Source organism: Roseateles sp. L2-2 (assembly GCF_050613215.1).
GTDB classification, from domain to species: Bacteria; Pseudomonadota; Gammaproteobacteria; order Burkholderiales; family Burkholderiaceae_C; genus Roseateles; species Roseateles noduli.
On record NZ_CP192509.1, the window covers coordinates 1942042 to 1957173 of the forward strand.

Below are 15132 nucleotides of genomic sequence, written 5' to 3' on the forward strand. Positions count from 1 at the left end.
TCAGATCACCTCGAGTTCGGCGTTCAACGCGCCGGCGCTCTTCATCGCCTGGAGGATCGCCAGCAGGTCCTGCGGCGTGGCGCCCAGCGTGTTGAGCGCCTTGACGACGTCGTTCAGGCGCGCGCCGGCCGGCAGCTGGATCAGCGAGCCGGGGTCCTGCTTGATCGAGATGTCGGTCTTCTGCGTGACCGTGGTCTGGCCGCCGGACAGCGCGTTGGGCTGGCTGACCTGCGGCGTGCTGGAGATGGTCACCGCCAGGTTGCCGTGCGCGACCGCGCAGGGCTGCAGGGTGACGGCCTGGTTCATGACGACCGAGCCGGTGCGGGCGTTGATGACGATGCGGGCGGCCGGGGTCTCCTGGTCGAAGCTCAGGTTCTCCATGTCGGCCAGGAAGGCGACGCGCGCGTCCGGCGCCAGCGGCGCGCGGACCTTGACGACGCGGCCGTCCAGCGCCATCGCGGTGCCTTCGCCCTTGGACTTGTTGATGGCCTTGGCGACGGCGCGCGCGGTGCCGAAGTCGGAGGCGTTCAGGTCCAGCTGCAGCCACTCGTTCTGCTGCAGCGGCGTGGGCACGCTGCGCTCGACCAGCGCGCCGCCGGGGATGCGGCCGGCGCTGAGGTGGTTGATCTGGACCTTGGAACCGCCCGCGGACGCGCCGGCGCCGCCGACGATCAGGTTGCCCTGGGCGATCGCGTAGACCTGGCCGTCGGCGCCGCGCAGCGGCGTGGCGATCAGCGTGCCGCCGCGCAGGCTCTTGGCGTTGCCCATGGACGAGACGACGACGTCCAGCGGCTGGCCGGGTTGCGCGAACGGGGGGAGGGAGGTGGTGATCATGACCGCCGCGACGTTGCGCGGCTGCATGGTCACGCCGGGCGGGAGCAGCACGCCGAACTGCTGCAGCATCGCCGTCATGCTCTGGCCCGTGAACGGGGCCTGCGTGGTCTGGTCGCCGGTGCCGTCCAGGCCCACGACGAGGCCGTAGCCGGTCAAGGGGTTGGAACGGACGCCCTGCACCGCGGCGACTTCCTTGATGCGCGTCGCCTCGGCCGGCGTCGCGATCGCGAACAGGGCCATCAGCGCGAGCAGGCCGGAGGCCAGCAGGCGAGGGGAGCTAGAGAAGAAGCGGGGGAGGGTATTGGGGTACATCTCGGTCACACGGTTGGCAGACTCGTGTGACCGATTGTGGGGAAACTTAAATGGGCGAAAGGTTCAAGAAGAAGCGGGATAGCCAGCCAATTCCGTGTGCGTCGGCGACGGCGCCGCGTCCGCGCTGCTCGACCCGGACGTTGGCGATCGCCGTGGAGGCGACGATGTTCCCCTGGCGGATCGACTGCGGGTCGACCTGGCCGTAGAAGCGCAGCACGTCCACGTTGGCGTTGACGCCCACCTGCTTCTCGCCCGAGATCAGCAGGTGGCCGTTGGGCAGCACGCCGGTGACGACGGCGGTGATGGTGCCGGAGAAGTCGTTGGTGTTCTCGTTGGTGCCCTTGCCGGTGCTCTTGCTCGACGAGGAGCCGCCCACGTCGGCGCGCCCGGCGCCGAAGGAGTTCGCGGCGATGCCCGGGATCGCGGTCACGCCGGCGGCCAGGGCGCCGCTCTTGTCCAGTTCGCTGGTCGACTTCTGCGTCGCGCTGACCTTCTCGGTGATCGTCACGGTGACGATGTCGCCGACCAGGCGGGCGCGGTGATCCTCGAACAGCGGCCGGTAGTTCGCGTTCTGGTAGATCGCGCCGTTGTTGGCGGAGGCCGGGATGGGCTCGGGCATCTTCACGACCGGCGCGGGCTGCATGTCCACGCGCGGCTGCGGGTAGATGGTCGAGCACGCGGTCAGCGCGAGGACGGCCGGCACGAGGGCCAGAACAAGGAAGGAACGGGGCAGGGACGGGAACGAAGGCATGACAACTCCTAGGATCGCGGACAGGAACGAAGGCCACCGCATCGTCGCGCGGGCGCTCAGCGCCCGATCGGTCGAAAAGCGGGGCGAGCGCCCGTCAGAGCTGCGAGAGCTTCTGGAGCATCTGGTCCGTGGTGGTGATCGCCTTCGAGTTCATTTCGTAGGCGCGCTGGGTCTGGATCATCTGGACCAGTTCCTCGACGACGTTGACGTTCGAGGTTTCGACGAAACCCTGCTGCACCGTGCCCAGGCTGTTCTGGCCGGGGGCGCCGGTCTGCGGCGTGCCGGAGGCGACGGTCTCGGCGTACAGGTTGCCGCCCAGCGATTCCAGCCCCGGCGGGTTGATGAAGTTCGCGAGCTGGAGCTGGCCCAGCGTGGTCGGCGTGGCGCTGGCGGCGGTGGTGACGCTCACCGTGCCGTCGGCGCCGATGGTCAGGGTCTTGGCGTCGGCCGGGACGATGATGCCCGGCAGGACGGTGTTGCCGTTGTTGGTGACGACCTGGCCGTTGGCGTCCAGCTGGAAGCTGCCGTCGCGGGTATAGGCGGTGGTGCCGTCGGGCATCTGGACCTGGAAGAAGCCGTTGCCCTTGACGGCGACGTCCAGGTAGTTGGACGTCTGCGTCAGGCTGCCCTGCGAGTGGCTGCGCGAGGTCGCGACCGCGCGCGAACCCAGGCCGACCTGCATGCCGGTGGGCAGCGTGGTCTGCTCGGTGTTGTTGGCGCCGGGCTGGCGCAGCGTCTGGTACATCAGGTCTTCGAAGACCGCGTGCGACTTCTTGAAGCCGTTGGTCGAGACGTTGGCGAGGTTGTGGGAAATCACGTCCAGCTGGGTCTGCTGGGTTTCCATGCCGGTCTTGGCGGTCCAGAGCGAGCGAAGCATCGAAGTCTCCTAATCCTGTGGCGAATGCGGTTCCGTACTGCGAACTGTCGGCAGGCGGATCAGCTGTCGGACAGCAGCTTGGAGGCTGCCTGGCCGTGGGTCTGGGCGATCGAGAGCAGCTTCATCTGCTGCTCGAACTGGCGGGCGGCGGCGATCATGCCGACCATGGTCTCGACCGGGCTCACGTTGGAGCCTTCGAGGGCGCCCGACTGCAGCCGGGCGGCGGGATCGGCGGGCAGCGGGTCGCCGCCGTCCGCGATGAACAGGCCGTCGTCGCGGCGCGTGAAGCGGCCGTCCTCGGTGACCAGCTTGATGCGGCCGATGTTCACCGGACGCTGGCCGTCGGCCTTGGCCACGACGGTGCCGTCGTCGCCGATCGAGATCGTCGAGTTGGGCGGCACCGTGATCGGACCGCCGTCGCCCAGCACCTGCAGGCCGTTGCGCATGCGCAGCACGCCGTCCTGGTCCACGTCCATCGAGCCGGCGCGGGTGTAGGCCTCGGTGCCGTCCAGCGCCTGCACCGCCATCCAGGACTTGCCCTTCATGGCGACGTCCAGGTTGCGGTCGGTGGTCGTGATCGGGCCGGCGGTCAGGTCGTGGCCGGTGGTCGTCTCCAGCGCGAACGCGCGGGTGGAGGCGCCCTCGCCGCGGATGGGCACCGCCCGGAACGCCTGCAGCTCGGCCCGGAAGCCGTTGCTGTTGGCGTTGGCCAGGTTGTTGGAGAGCACGTCCTGGCGCGACATCGCCGCCTGGGCGCCGCTCATCGACAGGTAGATCATGCGGTCCATCGGAACTCCTCAGCGATCGGGGGCGTGAACGTCGGCAACTGCGCGGGGATCAGCGCAGGTTGACCAGCGTCTGCAGGACCTGGTCCTGCGTCTTGATGGTCTGCGAGTTGGCCTGGTAGACGCGCTGCGCGGTCATCATGTTGACCAGCTCGGAGGTCAGGTCGACGTTGGATTCCTCCAGCGCGCCGGGGGTCAGCACGCCCAGGTTGCCGTCGCCGGGCACGCCCACGACCGGATCGCCCGAGGCGTTGGTGCGCGCCCAGACGTTGCCGCCCAGCGGCTGCAGGCCCTGCGGGTTGCGGAAGTTCGCCAGCTCGACCTGGCCGGCCGGCTTGGATTCACCGTTCGAATAACGGGCGGTGACGATGCCGTTGTCTTCGAGCTTGATGCCGACCAGTTGGCCCGGCGCGTAGCCGTTCTGGTTCAGGTCGGTCACGGCGAAGTTGGAGCCGTTTTCCGTCGCCGAACGAATGTCGAACTTGATGCCCTGCACCGACGGGTCGGACGGATCGGCCGGCGGCGCCGGGATCGGCAGCGTCGGGGCGCCCTGCGAGTTCGTGCCGGCGGGGATCTTCAGGTTCAGGAATTCGCTGGGGCCGGGCGAGACGGGCTTGCCGCCGGTGGGCAGGAAGGTCATCTGCGTGAACGGCGTCAGCGGGTTGCCCTTGGCGGTGCCGTCGTCGGTCTCGATCGGATTGCCCTGCGAGTCGAACTGCACGGCGCTGCCGTTGGCCGTCAGGTAGACGTTCCAGACGGTGTTGCCGTTGGCGTCGTCGTTGTTGGCGCGCTGGAAGTACATGGTCAGCGCGGTCGGCTGGCCCTTGGCGTCGTACACCGTCATCGACGTCGCGTTGTTGTACGAGGTCGGGTCGTTCAGCGTGATGCCGGTCTTGTCGATCTTGGGCGAGTTCGGATCGGCCGGATCGGTCAGGTCGTAGGCGGCGGTCGGGCCGGCGCGGGAGTCCAGGTTGAACTCCATCTTGATGTCGCTGGTGACCTTGGGGTCGATGCCGCCGGTGGGCAGCTTCAGGCCTTGCGCCAGACCCGGCTGGATCACGCCGTTGGCGTCGGCGGGATAGCCCATCAGCTTCAATTGGTCGTTGTTGACGATGTTGCCGTCCTTGTCGACCTTGAACTGGCCGTTGCGGGTGTACACCGTCGGGCTCTTGCCGTCGGACACCTGAAAGAAGCCGGCGCCGTTGATCGCCAGGTCCATGGGGTTCTCGGTGATCGAGATGTTGCCCTGCGTGAACTGCTGGGCCACCGTCTGGATCTGCACGCCGATGCCGACGTCGTTGGAGCCGGCGCCGTTGAGCGAGGCGGCGTACATGTCGGCGAACTCCGCCCGCGACGACTTGGCGCCGTAGGTCTGCGAGTTGGCGATGTTGTTGCCGATGACTTCCAGGTTCTTGCTGGAAGCGTTCAGTCCGGAGAGGCCTTGTTGGAAGCTCATGGGATGTCCTTGGGCGATTCAGGCGAGGTAAAGCTGTGGGCTGGGGCGGAGGTGCTGGGATCAGCCCAGCGAGCGGACCTTGTCGTAATCGACCAGGCCGGAATTCTTGAGTTCGAGCTGCAGCGTGGCGCCGCTCGTGTTCACCGCGCGCACCGTGTCGCGGGTGAGGGTGGTCGCGGTGACCGGGGCGCTGGCGTTGGTCGCCGTGACGCGGAAGCTCAGGTTGGTCGTTTCGGTGGCCTTGGAGGCGTCCCAGGTGTAGGACTGCATGCCGGCCTTCATCTTGCCGAGGTCCTGCGTGGAGATCACCTCGCCGGCGCCGTTGAGGATCTCCAGCTTGACCGCGTCGGCGGCGCCGCCGAGGTCGAAGCTCATCGTGGACTTCCCGTCGGCGACGCTGATCTTGTTGCCGGGGACGGTGACGTCGCGGCCGACCAGGCTCACGCTCTGCAGCGCCTGCATCTGGCCGAACTGGCTGCCCAGGGCCTGGATGCTGCTGTTGAGCGTGCTGACGCCGGTGACGGTCTGGATCTGCGCCATCTGCGTCGTGACCGCGGCGTTGTCCATCGGGTTCATCGGGTCCTGGTTCTGCAACTGCGCGACCAGCAGCTTCAGGAAACGGTCGGAGGTTTCCTGCGCGCTCGTGCCGGTGGCGCTGGCGGCGCCCGTGTTCGAGGCGGCGCCGGTCTTCGTGTTGTTGTTCAGGGCGGTGAAGTCCATGATGGGCGTTCCGTTCGCGTGAATTGCGGTTGATCAGGAAGAGCGGGCGGTCAGCCCTGGCCCATCTGGAGCGTCTTGAGCAGCAGCGACTTGGCGGTGCCCATGACTTCGAGGTTGTTCTGGTACGAGCGGGAGGCGGAGATCATGTTGACCATCTCCTCCACGCTGTTCACATTGCTGTAGGTGACGTAGCCGTCCGCGTCGGCCAGCTGGTGGCTCGGGTCGTGGATGCGGCGGCCGGGGGTCTGGTTCTCCTGGACGCCCACCACCTGCACGCCGACGTCGGTCTGGTCGGTGCCGTTCTGGGCCAGGATGCTCTGGAACACGACCTGGCGTGCCTTGTACGCCTGGCCGTCCGGGCCGGCGACGGTGTCCGCGTTGGCCATGTTGCTGGCCACCGCGTTCAGGCGCTGGCTCTGCGCGCTGACCGCACTGCCGCTGATGTGGAAGATGCTGAACATCGACATGACGGGCTCCTTCTTCTAGCGCGCGATCAGGACGCGTTCGGCGACTTCATCGCGTCCAGCATCGTGCGGATCGAGCCGTTCAGGAATCGCAGCGAGGCCTCGTACTTCACCGTGTTGTCGGCGAAGCTGGCGCGTTCGCGGTCCATGTCGACGGTGTTGCTGTCCATGCTGGTCATCGCACTCAGGCTGCTCTGCAGCGCGTTCTGGGTGCGCTGCGTCAGGGTCTGGTTGGAGTCCGAGGGATTGGCCGCCGGGGAGGTCGCCGCGCGCAGCGCCTTGGCGAAGTCCATGTCCTTGGACTGGTAGCCCGGGGTGTCGGCGTTGGCGATGTTGCTGGCCAGCAGACGCTGACGCTCCGCCCGCAGGGTCAGCGCCTGGGACTGGAAGTTCATCGCATCGGTCAGTTTGTTCAGCATCTCGTGGCTCCTTCGGACGGTCGGGTGGGGCGTCGGGACTCGGCCCGCGGCCTGTCACCCGTTTCTGTCACGTTCGAGCATTGTGTTCAGCGGGTCCGAAAACATGAGCGCGATAAGACGGGTGATCCCGGCGCATTTCGAAGCCACCGGCGAGCCCCGGATCCGTACAGTTCCGATCCATGCCGCAAAGCTGCCACTCCACCCATGCCCGCCACGCGCAGGCGCTGCCCGCCCTGCTGGCGGGGGCGCTCATGTCCGTGTGGCTCATGTTCGGGCTGGTGGACGAGGCCGAGGCACAGACTGCGGCGCCGGTGCAGGTGGCCGTGGCCCCCAATATTTCTATGAGCGAACCCGGCAGTTCCGGCCTGGGCGCGCTGGACGCGACGCTGGAAGACCGCCTGCAGACGCTGGCGATGGCTGGCGCCCGCCAGGTGGCGCCCAACCAGGCGCGCGTGGAGATCGAGATCGGCAAGCTGGACCCGCGCCTGCGCCTGGCGCCCTGCGCGCAGATCCAGCCCTACCTGCCGCCCGGCACCAGGATGTGGGGCCGCAGCCGGCTGGGACTGCGCTGCATGGCCGGCGTGACCAAGTGGAATGTGACGCTGCCGCTCACCATCAAGGTCTACGGCCAGGCCTATGTCGCCGCCGCCGACCTGCCGACGGGCACCGTCCTGACTCAAGAACACTTCCGCCTGGCCGAAGTAGATATTGCCGGTGAGGCCGGCGCCATCTATACACAAGCGGAAGGCTGGCTCGGACGCCACCTCGCCAAACCGGTCGCGGTCGGCCAGGCACTGCGTTCCGTCGACCTGAAGTTGCGCCAGTGGGTGCAGCCGGGCGACCGGGTGCAGGTGATGGCGACCGGCGACGGTTACGCGATCGCCGGCGAAGGCCAGGCGATGGGTGTCGGGCTGGAAGGCCAGGATGTCCGGGTACGTTTCGACAATGGCCGCATGGCCACCGGGCGTACGATCGGTGAACGACGGGTGGAGGTGGTACTGTGATGCCCTTCACCGAGAGATCTGTCTAATTTGTGAAGCCCGGCCCTCAAGTTCCGTCCAGGCAGGTCGATATACCCGCTAATGGAAGGGATCCGGAAGTTCTCGGGCCCATGGAGAAACGCCATGAAGATCGGTAACAACGCTGACATCAACGCCTACTCGAAAGTCGGCGGCACCGCTGCCGGCGCGACCGAGGGTGGCGCCAAGACCGCCAAGGGCGGCGCCGCCGCTCCCTCGAACGAGGGATCCAAGGTCGAGCTGTCGAGCACGGCGAGCAGCCTGATCGCGGGCCCGGGTTCGGACGACGGCAGCTTCGACGCGGAGAAGGTCGCCCGCATCGCCAGCGCGATCGAGAAGGGCGAGTTCAAGATCAACGCCGACGCGATCGCCGACAAGCTGATCGCCAACGCGTCCGAAATGCTGGGCCGCACCCAGCAGTCGCACTGAATCGCCCCACGGCCCCAGCTTTTCCGGTGACGCCCATGACCGCCACGCCTCTGACCACGACCGCCGTCGATCTGGAGCAGCCGCTCCAGGACGTCGAAAGCTGCCTGAACCTGCTCGGTGATGCGCTGCATCGACGTGACTCGCAGGCCATCGAGCTGCACGCGGCGTCGTTGCACGCGGCGCTGGCCCGGGCGATCGAACAGTTCAGCGCGGCCGCCCGCACCGGCACCGTGCCGCAAGGCCTGCGCACCCGCCTGATGCAGGCCGGCGGCCGGGTGGCGGCCCAGCGCGAATCGCTGGCCCGCGCCACCGCGGCGCTGGACCGCGCCATCGACGTGCTGATGCCCGGGGAGCCCAGCGGCCTGTACGGCGCATCCGGCAAGAGCGAGCGCAAGTCGGGTCTGGGCGGAGCAATCCAGGCCTGAGCCCCGGTTTCCCTCTGCCATGAAGAAGGCCACGCAGTGCGTGGCCTTTTGCATTCCGGATCGGCGTTCAGGTCGATTCAGGTGGGCGTACGGGTCGCCTTGCGACGCAGGCAATCCAGGTAGACGTGGCCGTCCGGCGGCAGACCGCTGCGCTGCGAGGACCAGATCATCTCGCCCAGGCACTCCATGGCCTCATGGTGGGCCTCATGCAGCGACTGGCGGCGGGCCGCCAGCAGGTCCAGCGCCTGGCGAACGCCCGTCGGCTGGTCGATCTGGTGCTGCTCCATCAGGCTCAGATGCATGGACAGGTGCAGGAAAGGATTCGTGCGGCCGTCCTCGACTGTATAGACCGCCGCCAGCGCGGCGTCCTCGTCGGACAGGTCCTCGTGGTACTCGGGGTGCTGCTCGATCCAGTCCGAGGCGATCGCCTCCATCGGCGTCAGCGGCAGCTTGTCGCGGTACTTGCGATAGGTCTGGCAGAAGAAACGCCGGACTTCGAGTTGGGAAGGGGCAAACATAAGCGTCCGATTGTCGCCGCCCTGGTCAGGCCTTGCCGGGCTGAGGATGTTCGGAGGGTTCCGGCGCCGCGCCAGCCACGCCGGGCGCGGCCCCCGGCGCCAGATGCGGGTCCTGCCACGGGTTGCGGACCTTGCCCTCCGCCAGCGCCTTGCGTTCCGCCGCGAGGCGCTCCTCCAGCTGTTCGCGTCCGCGCTTGGACATCGCGATCAGCGTGTCCAGGTCGCCGCGGTGCGGGCGGAGCTCCTCGGTCTGCTCGACCGTGTGCCGCCGGAAGCGCCACGCCATCTGACGCGCCGCATGCGGCTCCCAGCCGAGCTGCTGCAGCACGCTGCGCGCGCTCATCAGCGCGGAGTCCAGCGTCTCGCGCTCGATGAGCTCGACGCCCAGTTCGCGCAGCGCGTAGTAGTGCTGGACGTTGCGCGCCCGCGCAACGATCGTGAGGTGCGGGAAGTGCTGCCGCGCGATCTCGGCGATCTTCACGCTGTGGTTGAAGTCGTCGACCGCGAGCACCAGCACCTGCGCATGCTGCGCGCCGGCGGTGCGCAGCAGTTCCAGCCGCGTGGCGTCGCCCCAGAACACGCGCCAGCCGAAACGGCGCAGCGATTCGACGGTGTCGGCGTCGTGGTCCAGCACCGTCGCGGGGATGCCGTTGGCGAAGAGCATCCGTCCGATGATCTGGCCGTAGCGGCCGAAGCCCGCGATGATCACCGTCGACTCCTGCTGTTCGGTGAGCTCGTGCGGGGACTTGCGCTCGATCTGGCCGGCGCGCCGCTGCGCCCAGGCCAGCAGCGCCGGCGTCAGCGCCAGCGACAGCGCGACCGCCGCCACCAGCACGGAGCGCTGCGAGGCGTCGAGCAGCGTGGCCTGCTCGGCCAGCTGGAAGACGACGAAACCGAATTCGCCGCCCTGCGCGAGCAGGATGACGAAGACCGCGCGCTCCGGTCTGGGCAGACCCATCGCGCGGCCCAGCACCGCCAGGACCAGACCCTTGCACAGCCACAGCGCGGCCAGCAGGCCGAGCACGGCCAGCGGCTTCTGCCACAGCACCGTCAGGTCCAGGCCCATGCCGACCGCGATGAAGAACATGCCGAGCAGCAGACCCTTGAAGGGCTCCAGGTCGGCCTCCAGCGCGCGGCGGTACTCGCTCTCGGCGAGCAGCACGCCGGCTGCGAACGCGCCCAGCGCCATCGACAGCCCGGCCTTCTGCATCAGCATCGCCGCGGCGAGCACCAGCAGCAGAGAGGCCGCGGTGAAGATCTCAGGCGTGCCGCTGCGCGCGATCCAGCGCAGCAGCGGGCGCAGCAGCAGCCGGCCGCCGAGCACGATCAGCACCAGCGCGCCGAGCGCCAGCCAGATCCGTCCGCCGGAATGGCCCGCCGCGGGCCGGCCCTGGCTCGCCAGGATAGGCACCAGCGCCAGCACCGGGATCGCGGCGATGTCCTGCAGCAGCGCGACGCTGATGACGCTCTGGCCGGCGCGCGTGTTGCCGAGGTTCTTCTCGCTGAGCGTGGCCAGCGCGACCGCGGTCGACGACATCGCCAGCCCCAGCGCCGCGATGACCGCGGCATGCCAGTCGGCGTCGAGGAAGAAGGACGGGATCAGCAGCAGCGCCGCGCAGCCCAGCATCTGCGCCGAGCCCCAGCCGAAGATCGGCCGGCGCATCGCCCACAGCCGCTTGGGCTCAAGCTCCAGGCCGACGAGGAACATCATCAGCACGACGCCGAATTCGCCGACCTCCAGCACCGTCGCCGGCTGGCTGATCAGCCCCAGCACCTGCGGTCCGAGCAGCACGCCCGCCACCAGGTAACCCAGGATCGAGCCCAGCTTCAGCCCGCGCGCCAGCGGCACCGCGAGCACCGCGGCGGCCAGCAGGACGAGCGGGGTCAGCAGCCAGTTGCCATGGGCGCCGTGCGCGGCGGCTTCGGTCGCCGTCACGGCGGCGGAGGCTGCGGCCATCGCGGCGGACGCCGCGTTCATCGGAGTGGAGACATCCATCAGACCGGCGCTCCTTCCTCGCGCACCGGGCGCTCGTCGTCGGGGACCGTCTCCTGGGCGGGATCGGGCTGACGTTCGCACCATTCGGGCAGGACACGCAGGCCCTCGACGAAGGCCTGTGCATGGGCCTGGACCTGCTCGGCCGGCGCCTTCTGCGCGCCGTGCAGGATCAGCGGCGGCAGGAAGCGCATGCCGCACAGCGCGGCCGTCTGTGCGTAGGGCAGCAGGAAGTCGCCGACCGGGTGGCGGTTGTAGCCCTCGGCGCTGTACGAGTGCTCGCTCCCGCCGGCGGAGGTCACCAGCCACAGGTCCTTGCCGTGCAGCGCGTGGCCGGTCTGGCCGTAGGCGAAGCCGACGCTGAGCACCTCGTCCACCCACAGCTTCATCAGCGCGGGCATGCCGTACCAGTGCATGGGATGCAGCCAGACCAGCATCTCGGCGTCGCGCAGCGCCTCCTGCTCGGCGTGCGTGTCGATCGAGTAGTCCGGGTACAGCGCATAGAGATCGCGCACGCGGACGTTGGGCAGGCCGTGCGCGGCGGACAGCATCGCCCGCGTGACGCGGGAATGGGCCAGGTCCGGATGCGCGGCCAGGATGAGGATGGAGGAGGGGGCGCTCATGGCGGCCGATTTTGCGGCATCGCATAACATCCGACGCACCTCATCGAGGAGAGGAGAGGCCATGCCGGTGATCCTGGTCGCCAACCCCAAGGGCGGGGTCGGCAAGAGCACGCTCGCGAGCAACGTCGCGGGATTCCTGGCCCATCGCGGGCACGCGGTCATGCTGGGCGACATCGACCGCCAGCAGTCCTCGGCGCGCTGGCTCGCGCAGCGGCCCGCGGCGCTGCCGGCGATCCGCGGCTGGGAACTGGCCTCGACCGAGCAGCTGCGCACCCCGAAGGGCGTGTCGCACGCGGTGCTCGACACCCCCGCCGGCCTGCACGGCAAGAAGCTGGCGCAGGCGCTGAAAGTGGCGGATCGCGTGGTCGTGCCGCTGCAGCCCAGCCTCTTTGACATCCAGGCGACATACGACTTCGTGCGCGAGCTGCAAGATGCGGTCAAGGATCGCGGCAAGTCCGAGGGCAAATCCGAGGGCAAATCCGGCGTGCTCGACATCGGCCTCGTGGCGATGCGCGTGCGCGAAGGGACGCTGTCGCAGCAGCAGCTCCACCAGTTCATCGAGCAGCTCGGGCTGCCGCTGCTGGCCGAGCTGCGCGACACCCAGAACTACGTGCAGCTCGCCGCGCGCGGGCTGACGCTCTGGGACATCGCCCCGGGCCGCGTGGCCCGCGATCTCGAACAGTGGCAACGACTCTGCGCCTGGCTGGACCGGCCGGGGAAGGCGGGCAAGGACTGACCCCTTGCCGCGCCCACCCGCGACCTGCCGGCGCTGAAGACCTCAGAACGACAGGAGACCGGGATGCGGATGTTCGAGAAGCTGGAAGACCTGACGCCCCTCGTGGGCCAGGAGATCGGCGTGTCCGAGTGGATCGCGGTGGACCAGTCGCGGATCCAGGCCTTCGCCGACGCGACCGAGGACCAGCAGTGGATCCACACCGACCCGGCGCGCGCCGCGGAAGGTCCCTTCGGCGCCACGATCGCGCATGGCTTCCTGACGCTCAGCCTGCTGCCGCGTTTCTACGAGACCGCCTTCCGGGTGCGGGAGACCCGCATGGGCATCAATTACGGCCTGGACCGCGTGCGGTTCCCGGCACCGGTGCCGGTCGGCAGCCGGCTGCGGGGGCGTTTCGTCCTGAAGCGCCTGGAGCCGGTCGAGGGCGGGGTGCAGATGATGGTCGAGGTGACCGTCGAGCGCGAGGCCGGCGGCAAACCGGTCTGCATCGCTGAATCGCTGACGCGGCAGTACCGCTGACCGCGCGGGGCCGACCGGCTCCGCTGTCGCATTGGCGACCCCCGAGTTCTGGGCGGTAATCGCCCCGCGCTGTCGTTTCCATCATTTCCGAAGCGCCCGCTCTCCGTCGACACACTCGATGGACGGCCCTCACACGTCGATACCTCGATGTGCGAATACAAAATTCTCAGTTTGCCAATAGAACTTTCTACTGTTTCTGATGCCACCGTAAGGGGGAGTGCCGGCCCCGGAGTGGCCGCCTATGATCTCGACTTCGTTCGAAAGTTATTCGGTATGGCCGGTGGGGAGGCTCCCCTCGTCGCAGTCCGACCATCCAAGGAGAGACGCCCGTGAGGGTTTTGCTGATCGACGACCACCCGCTGATCCTGGCCGCGCTGCAGACCGTGATTCAAGGTCTGGGTGAAGACGTGCAGGTGCTGGGCGCCGACAGCGCGGCTCAGGCGCGAGACACGCTGAAGTCGCGCCAGGACTTCGACCTGGTGCTGTTGGATCTGAATCTGGGCGATGCCAGCGGGTTCGACGTGCTGGAAGAATTCCGTGCGCAGTACCCGTCGCTCCCGGTGGTGGTGATTTCCGCTTCCGACCGCGCCAGCGACGTGATCCGCGCGATCGACCAGGGCGCGATGGGGTTCATCCCCAAGCGGACCGGCAACGACGTGCTGGCCCAGGCGCTGAAGCTGGTGATGTCGGGCGGGATCTACGTGCCTCCGATGTCGCTGGGCTCGGATGCGCCGCCGGAACCCGAGCCGGTCGCCGTCGCCGCCTCCGAAGCGGCGCCGGGCAACAGCGCCAAGCTGAACCAGGTCCAGGCGCTGGCCAGCCAGGCGGGTTACCAGACCACGGAAGGGCTGGAAAGCCTGCAACTGACGCCGCGTCAGACCGACGTGCTGGCGCTGCTGCTGCAAGGCAAGCCGAACAAGATCATCGCCCGCGAGTTGGGCGTGTCGGTCGAGACGATCAAGGACCACGTCGCCGCCGTGCTGAAGGCGCTGGGCGTCAGCTCGCGCACGCAGGCCGTGCTGGCGGTCGGGCAGATGGTCCAGCGTCAGCCGAACGCCGCGTTCACGACCTTCCGCTGAAGCTCAAGTGGGCGAGTAGGCCAGGCGCACGTAGATCGGCGCGAAGGCTTCCGCCTGCGTGATCTCGACCAGGCGCTCCCGCGCCAGTTCGAGCATCGCGATGAAGGACACGACCACCACCTGCGTGCCCTTGTCCAGTTCGAACAGGTCCTCGAACTCCACGAAGCGCTGCCCCTGCAGCCGGCGCAGCAGGTGCGACATGTACTCGCGCACCGACAGCTGCTCGCGCGAGATCTTGTGGTGCTGGTTCAGCTTGGCGCGGCGCATCAGGTCCGCCCAGGCCGCACGCAGGTCGTCGACGTGCACGTCCGGCAGCCGAGGCGCCAGCGACTGCTCGATGTGGATCTGCGCCCGCAGGAAGTCGCGGCCCAGCACCGGCATCTGGTCCAGCCGCATCGCGGCCTGCTTCATCTGCTCGTACTCGAGCAGGCGTCGGACCAGTTCAGCTCGAGGATCCTCGGGTTCGGCGCCGTCGTCCGTCTTCTTGGGCGGCAGCAGCATGCGCGACTTGATCTCGATCAACATCGCGGCCATCAGCAGGTACTCGCTGGCCAGTTCCAGGTTGTGCTTGCGCAGCTGCTCGACGTAGCTGAGGTACTGCCGCGTGACCTCGGCCAGCGGGATGTCGAGGATGTTGAAGTTCTGCTTGCGGATCAGGTACAGCAGCAGGTCCAACGGTCCCTGGAAGGCCTCCAGGAACACCTCCAGCGCATCCGGTGGGATGTAGAGGTCCTGCGGCATGGCGAACAGCGGTTCGCCGTACAGCCGTGCGACGGCGACATGGTCGACCATGTCGGGCGTGGAAGCGTCGCCGCCCTGATCCGCCGGAGGATCCGGCAGCGTCAGGGCGGTATCGCGGGTGTCGTCAGCGTTGCTCACGCAGGGAACGACGGTCGGGCGGGACGGGCGGGGAGGCCGCAGTCCTGCTTATTCCGACTTGGTCTGGTAGACGTAGGCCTGCTGCGACACGCGGGCGTCGTTGTAGCCGGCCTGCGCCTGACGGTCCTGCTCGCGGTCCCACAGCAGGGCGCGACCGGCGCGTTGCTCGGCTTCCAGCGTCGGCTTCTTGGCCTTCAGTTCGTTGATGAACTGCGTGGCTTCGGACTCGTATTTCTTCCAGAACAGCGGCATGGTCGTCTCTTGATCGAATGTTCGAAAACTGGGGTGGATTCTAGG

General features: G+C 68.2%; 19 protein-coding genes. 6 read left to right on the forward strand and 13 right to left on the reverse strand.

Going from position 1 to position 15132, the window contains the following annotated elements; all coding sequences use genetic code 11:
- The 8 genes from ACQZ13_RS08835 to flgB form a co-directional block, all read right to left on the reverse strand.
- Positions 1-1146 carry a flagellar basal body P-ring protein FlgI gene (locus tag ACQZ13_RS08835; RefSeq protein ID WP_431051123.1) on the reverse strand — a complete coding sequence of 382 codons (1146 nt, stop codon included), beginning with the start codon at positions 1144-1146 and terminating at the stop codon, positions 1-3.
- Between the two features lie 46 nt (positions 1147-1192).
- Positions 1193-1897, reverse strand: a complete 705-nt coding sequence (locus ACQZ13_RS08840) for a flagellar basal body L-ring protein FlgH (protein ID WP_431051125.1) — start codon at positions 1895-1897, stop codon at positions 1193-1195.
- Between the two features lie 94 nt (positions 1898-1991).
- Complete coding sequence (flgG, locus tag ACQZ13_RS08845) at positions 1992-2774, reverse strand: flagellar basal-body rod protein FlgG (protein ID WP_088403440.1); 783 nt, start codon at positions 2772-2774, stop codon at positions 1992-1994.
- A 59-nt stretch (positions 2775-2833) separates the two neighbouring features.
- Positions 2834-3562: a flagellar basal-body rod protein FlgF gene (flgF, locus tag ACQZ13_RS08850; RefSeq protein ID WP_088403441.1), complete on the reverse strand. Its 729-nt coding sequence runs from the start codon at positions 3560-3562 to the stop codon at positions 2834-2836.
- A gap of 49 nt (positions 3563-3611) precedes the next feature.
- Positions 3612-5015 carry a flagellar hook protein FlgE gene (flgE, locus tag ACQZ13_RS08855; RefSeq protein ID WP_431051127.1) on the reverse strand — a complete coding sequence of 468 codons (1404 nt, stop codon included), beginning with the start codon at positions 5013-5015 and terminating at the stop codon, positions 3612-3614.
- Between the two features lie 60 nt (positions 5016-5075).
- Complete coding sequence (locus ACQZ13_RS08860) at positions 5076-5735, reverse strand: flagellar hook assembly protein FlgD (RefSeq protein WP_331614951.1); 660 nt, start codon at positions 5733-5735, stop codon at positions 5076-5078.
- Positions 5736-5785: 50 nt separating this feature from the next.
- Positions 5786-6202 (reverse strand): flagellar basal body rod protein FlgC, encoded by a 417-nt coding sequence (flgC, locus tag ACQZ13_RS08865; RefSeq protein WP_088403444.1) that lies wholly within the window; start codon positions 6200-6202, stop codon positions 5786-5788.
- Between the two features lie 26 nt (positions 6203-6228).
- On the reverse strand, positions 6229-6618 hold the full coding sequence (gene flgB, locus ACQZ13_RS08870) for a flagellar basal body rod protein FlgB (RefSeq protein WP_431051130.1): 390 nt from the start codon (positions 6616-6618) through the stop codon (positions 6229-6231).
- A gap of 251 nt (positions 6619-6869) precedes the next feature.
- On the opposite strand from flgB, the gene flgA reads away from it, so the two are divergent.
- From flgA to ACQZ13_RS08885, 3 genes are all read left to right on the forward strand, one after another.
- Positions 6870-7622, forward strand: a complete 753-nt coding sequence (gene flgA / locus ACQZ13_RS08875; RefSeq protein WP_431051132.1) for a flagellar basal body P-ring formation chaperone FlgA — start codon at positions 6870-6872, stop codon at positions 7620-7622.
- A 120-nt stretch (positions 7623-7742) separates the two neighbouring features.
- Complete coding sequence (gene flgM / locus ACQZ13_RS08880) at positions 7743-8066, forward strand: flagellar biosynthesis anti-sigma factor FlgM (protein WP_088403447.1); 324 nt, start codon at positions 7743-7745, stop codon at positions 8064-8066.
- A 35-nt stretch (positions 8067-8101) separates the two neighbouring features.
- The gene (locus ACQZ13_RS08885; protein ID WP_088403448.1) at positions 8102-8491 is read left to right on the forward strand and encodes a hypothetical protein; all 390 of its coding nucleotides are present in this window, start codon (positions 8102-8104) and stop codon (positions 8489-8491) included.
- Positions 8492-8568: 77 nt separating this feature from the next.
- Here ACQZ13_RS08885 and ACQZ13_RS08890 read toward each other — a convergent pair whose 3' ends face one another.
- Genes ACQZ13_RS08890 through ACQZ13_RS08900 form a run of 3 tightly spaced genes read right to left on the reverse strand, consistent with a single transcriptional unit; the run spans position 8569 to position 11625 of the window.
- Positions 8569-9009, reverse strand: a complete 441-nt coding sequence (locus tag ACQZ13_RS08890) for a DUF1841 family protein (RefSeq protein ID WP_431051135.1) — start codon at positions 9007-9009, stop codon at positions 8569-8571.
- A gap of 25 nt (positions 9010-9034) precedes the next feature.
- The gene (kefC, locus tag ACQZ13_RS08895; RefSeq protein ID WP_431051137.1) at positions 9035-11005 is read right to left on the reverse strand and encodes a glutathione-regulated potassium-efflux system protein KefC; all 1971 of its coding nucleotides are present in this window, start codon (positions 11003-11005) and stop codon (positions 9035-9037) included.
- Complete coding sequence (locus ACQZ13_RS08900) at positions 11005-11625, reverse strand: NAD(P)H-dependent oxidoreductase (protein WP_431051139.1); 621 nt, start codon at positions 11623-11625, stop codon at positions 11005-11007. The genes kefC and ACQZ13_RS08900 overlap by 1 nt, the downstream gene beginning before the upstream one ends.
- A gap of 61 nt (positions 11626-11686) precedes the next feature.
- Between ACQZ13_RS08900 and ACQZ13_RS08905 the strand changes: the two genes are divergently transcribed.
- From ACQZ13_RS08905 to ACQZ13_RS08915, 3 genes are all read left to right on the forward strand, one after another.
- Positions 11687-12361 (forward strand): ParA family protein, encoded by a 675-nt coding sequence (locus ACQZ13_RS08905; protein ID WP_431051141.1) that lies wholly within the window; start codon positions 11687-11689, stop codon positions 12359-12361.
- A gap of 63 nt (positions 12362-12424) precedes the next feature.
- Positions 12425-12877, forward strand: a complete 453-nt coding sequence (locus ACQZ13_RS08910; RefSeq protein ID WP_431051143.1) for a MaoC family dehydratase — start codon at positions 12425-12427, stop codon at positions 12875-12877.
- Between the two features lie 329 nt (positions 12878-13206).
- A complete protein-coding gene (locus ACQZ13_RS08915; RefSeq protein ID WP_431051145.1) occupies positions 13207-13956 on the forward strand; it encodes a response regulator in 750 nt (249 codons plus the stop codon).
- Positions 13957-13959: 3 nt separating this feature from the next.
- Here the strand turns inward: ACQZ13_RS08915 and ACQZ13_RS08920 are convergent, their stop codons facing one another.
- Both ACQZ13_RS08920 and ACQZ13_RS08925 read right to left on the reverse strand, forming a co-directional pair.
- The gene (locus ACQZ13_RS08920; RefSeq protein ID WP_431053168.1) at positions 13960-14802 is read right to left on the reverse strand and encodes a segregation and condensation protein A; all 843 of its coding nucleotides are present in this window, start codon (positions 14800-14802) and stop codon (positions 13960-13962) included.
- 81 nt (positions 14803-14883) lie between these two features.
- Complete coding sequence (locus ACQZ13_RS08925; RefSeq protein WP_331614960.1) at positions 14884-15087, reverse strand: DUF3460 family protein; 204 nt, start codon at positions 15085-15087, stop codon at positions 14884-14886.
- Positions 15088-15132: the final 45 nt, after the last annotated feature.

Excerpts from the sequence above, each read along its gene's own strand:
- ACQZ13_RS08840 (WP_431051125.1), bottom strand. The coding sequence starts at position 1,897 with ATGCCTTCGTTCCCGTCCCTGCCCCGTTCCTTCCTTGTTCTGGCCCTC.
- flgM (WP_088403447.1), top strand. The coding sequence starts at position 7,743 with ATGAAGATCGGTAACAACGCTGACATCAACGCCTACTCGAAAGTCGGC.
- kefC (WP_431051137.1), bottom strand. The coding sequence starts at position 11,005 with ATGGATGTCTCCACTCCGATGAACGCGGCGTCCGCCGCGATGGCCGCA.
- ACQZ13_RS08925 (WP_331614960.1), bottom strand. The coding sequence starts at position 15,087 with ATGCCGCTGTTCTGGAAGAAATACGAGTCCGAAGCCACGCAGTTCATC.
- ACQZ13_RS08860 (WP_331614951.1), bottom strand. The coding sequence starts at position 5,735 with ATGGACTTCACCGCCCTGAACAACAACACGAAGACCGGCGCCGCCTCG.
- flgF (WP_088403441.1), bottom strand. The coding sequence starts at position 3,562 with ATGGACCGCATGATCTACCTGTCGATGAGCGGCGCCCAGGCGGCGATG.
- ACQZ13_RS08890 (WP_431051135.1), bottom strand. The coding sequence starts at position 9,009 with ATGTTTGCCCCTTCCCAACTCGAAGTCCGGCGTTTCTTCTGCCAGACC.
- flgG (WP_088403440.1), bottom strand. The coding sequence starts at position 2,774 with ATGCTTCGCTCGCTCTGGACCGCCAAGACCGGCATGGAAACCCAGCAG.
- ACQZ13_RS08905 (WP_431051141.1), top strand. The coding sequence starts at position 11,687 with ATGCCGGTGATCCTGGTCGCCAACCCCAAGGGCGGGGTCGGCAAGAGC.
- flgC (WP_088403444.1), bottom strand. The coding sequence starts at position 6,202 with ATGTCGATGTTCAGCATCTTCCACATCAGCGGCAGTGCGGTCAGCGCG.
- flgE (WP_431051127.1), bottom strand. The coding sequence starts at position 5,015 with ATGAGCTTCCAACAAGGCCTCTCCGGACTGAACGCTTCCAGCAAGAAC.
- flgA (WP_431051132.1), top strand. The coding sequence starts at position 6,870 with ATGTCCGTGTGGCTCATGTTCGGGCTGGTGGACGAGGCCGAGGCACAG.
- flgB (WP_431051130.1), bottom strand. The coding sequence starts at position 6,618 with ATGCTGAACAAACTGACCGATGCGATGAACTTCCAGTCCCAGGCGCTG.
- ACQZ13_RS08885 (WP_088403448.1), top strand. The coding sequence starts at position 8,102 with ATGACCGCCACGCCTCTGACCACGACCGCCGTCGATCTGGAGCAGCCG.
- ACQZ13_RS08835 (WP_431051123.1), bottom strand. The coding sequence starts at position 1,146 with ATGTACCCCAATACCCTCCCCCGCTTCTTCTCTAGCTCCCCTCGCCTG.
- ACQZ13_RS08900 (WP_431051139.1), bottom strand. The coding sequence starts at position 11,625 with ATGAGCGCCCCCTCCTCCATCCTCATCCTGGCCGCGCATCCGGACCTG.
- ACQZ13_RS08910 (WP_431051143.1), top strand. The coding sequence starts at position 12,425 with ATGCGGATGTTCGAGAAGCTGGAAGACCTGACGCCCCTCGTGGGCCAG.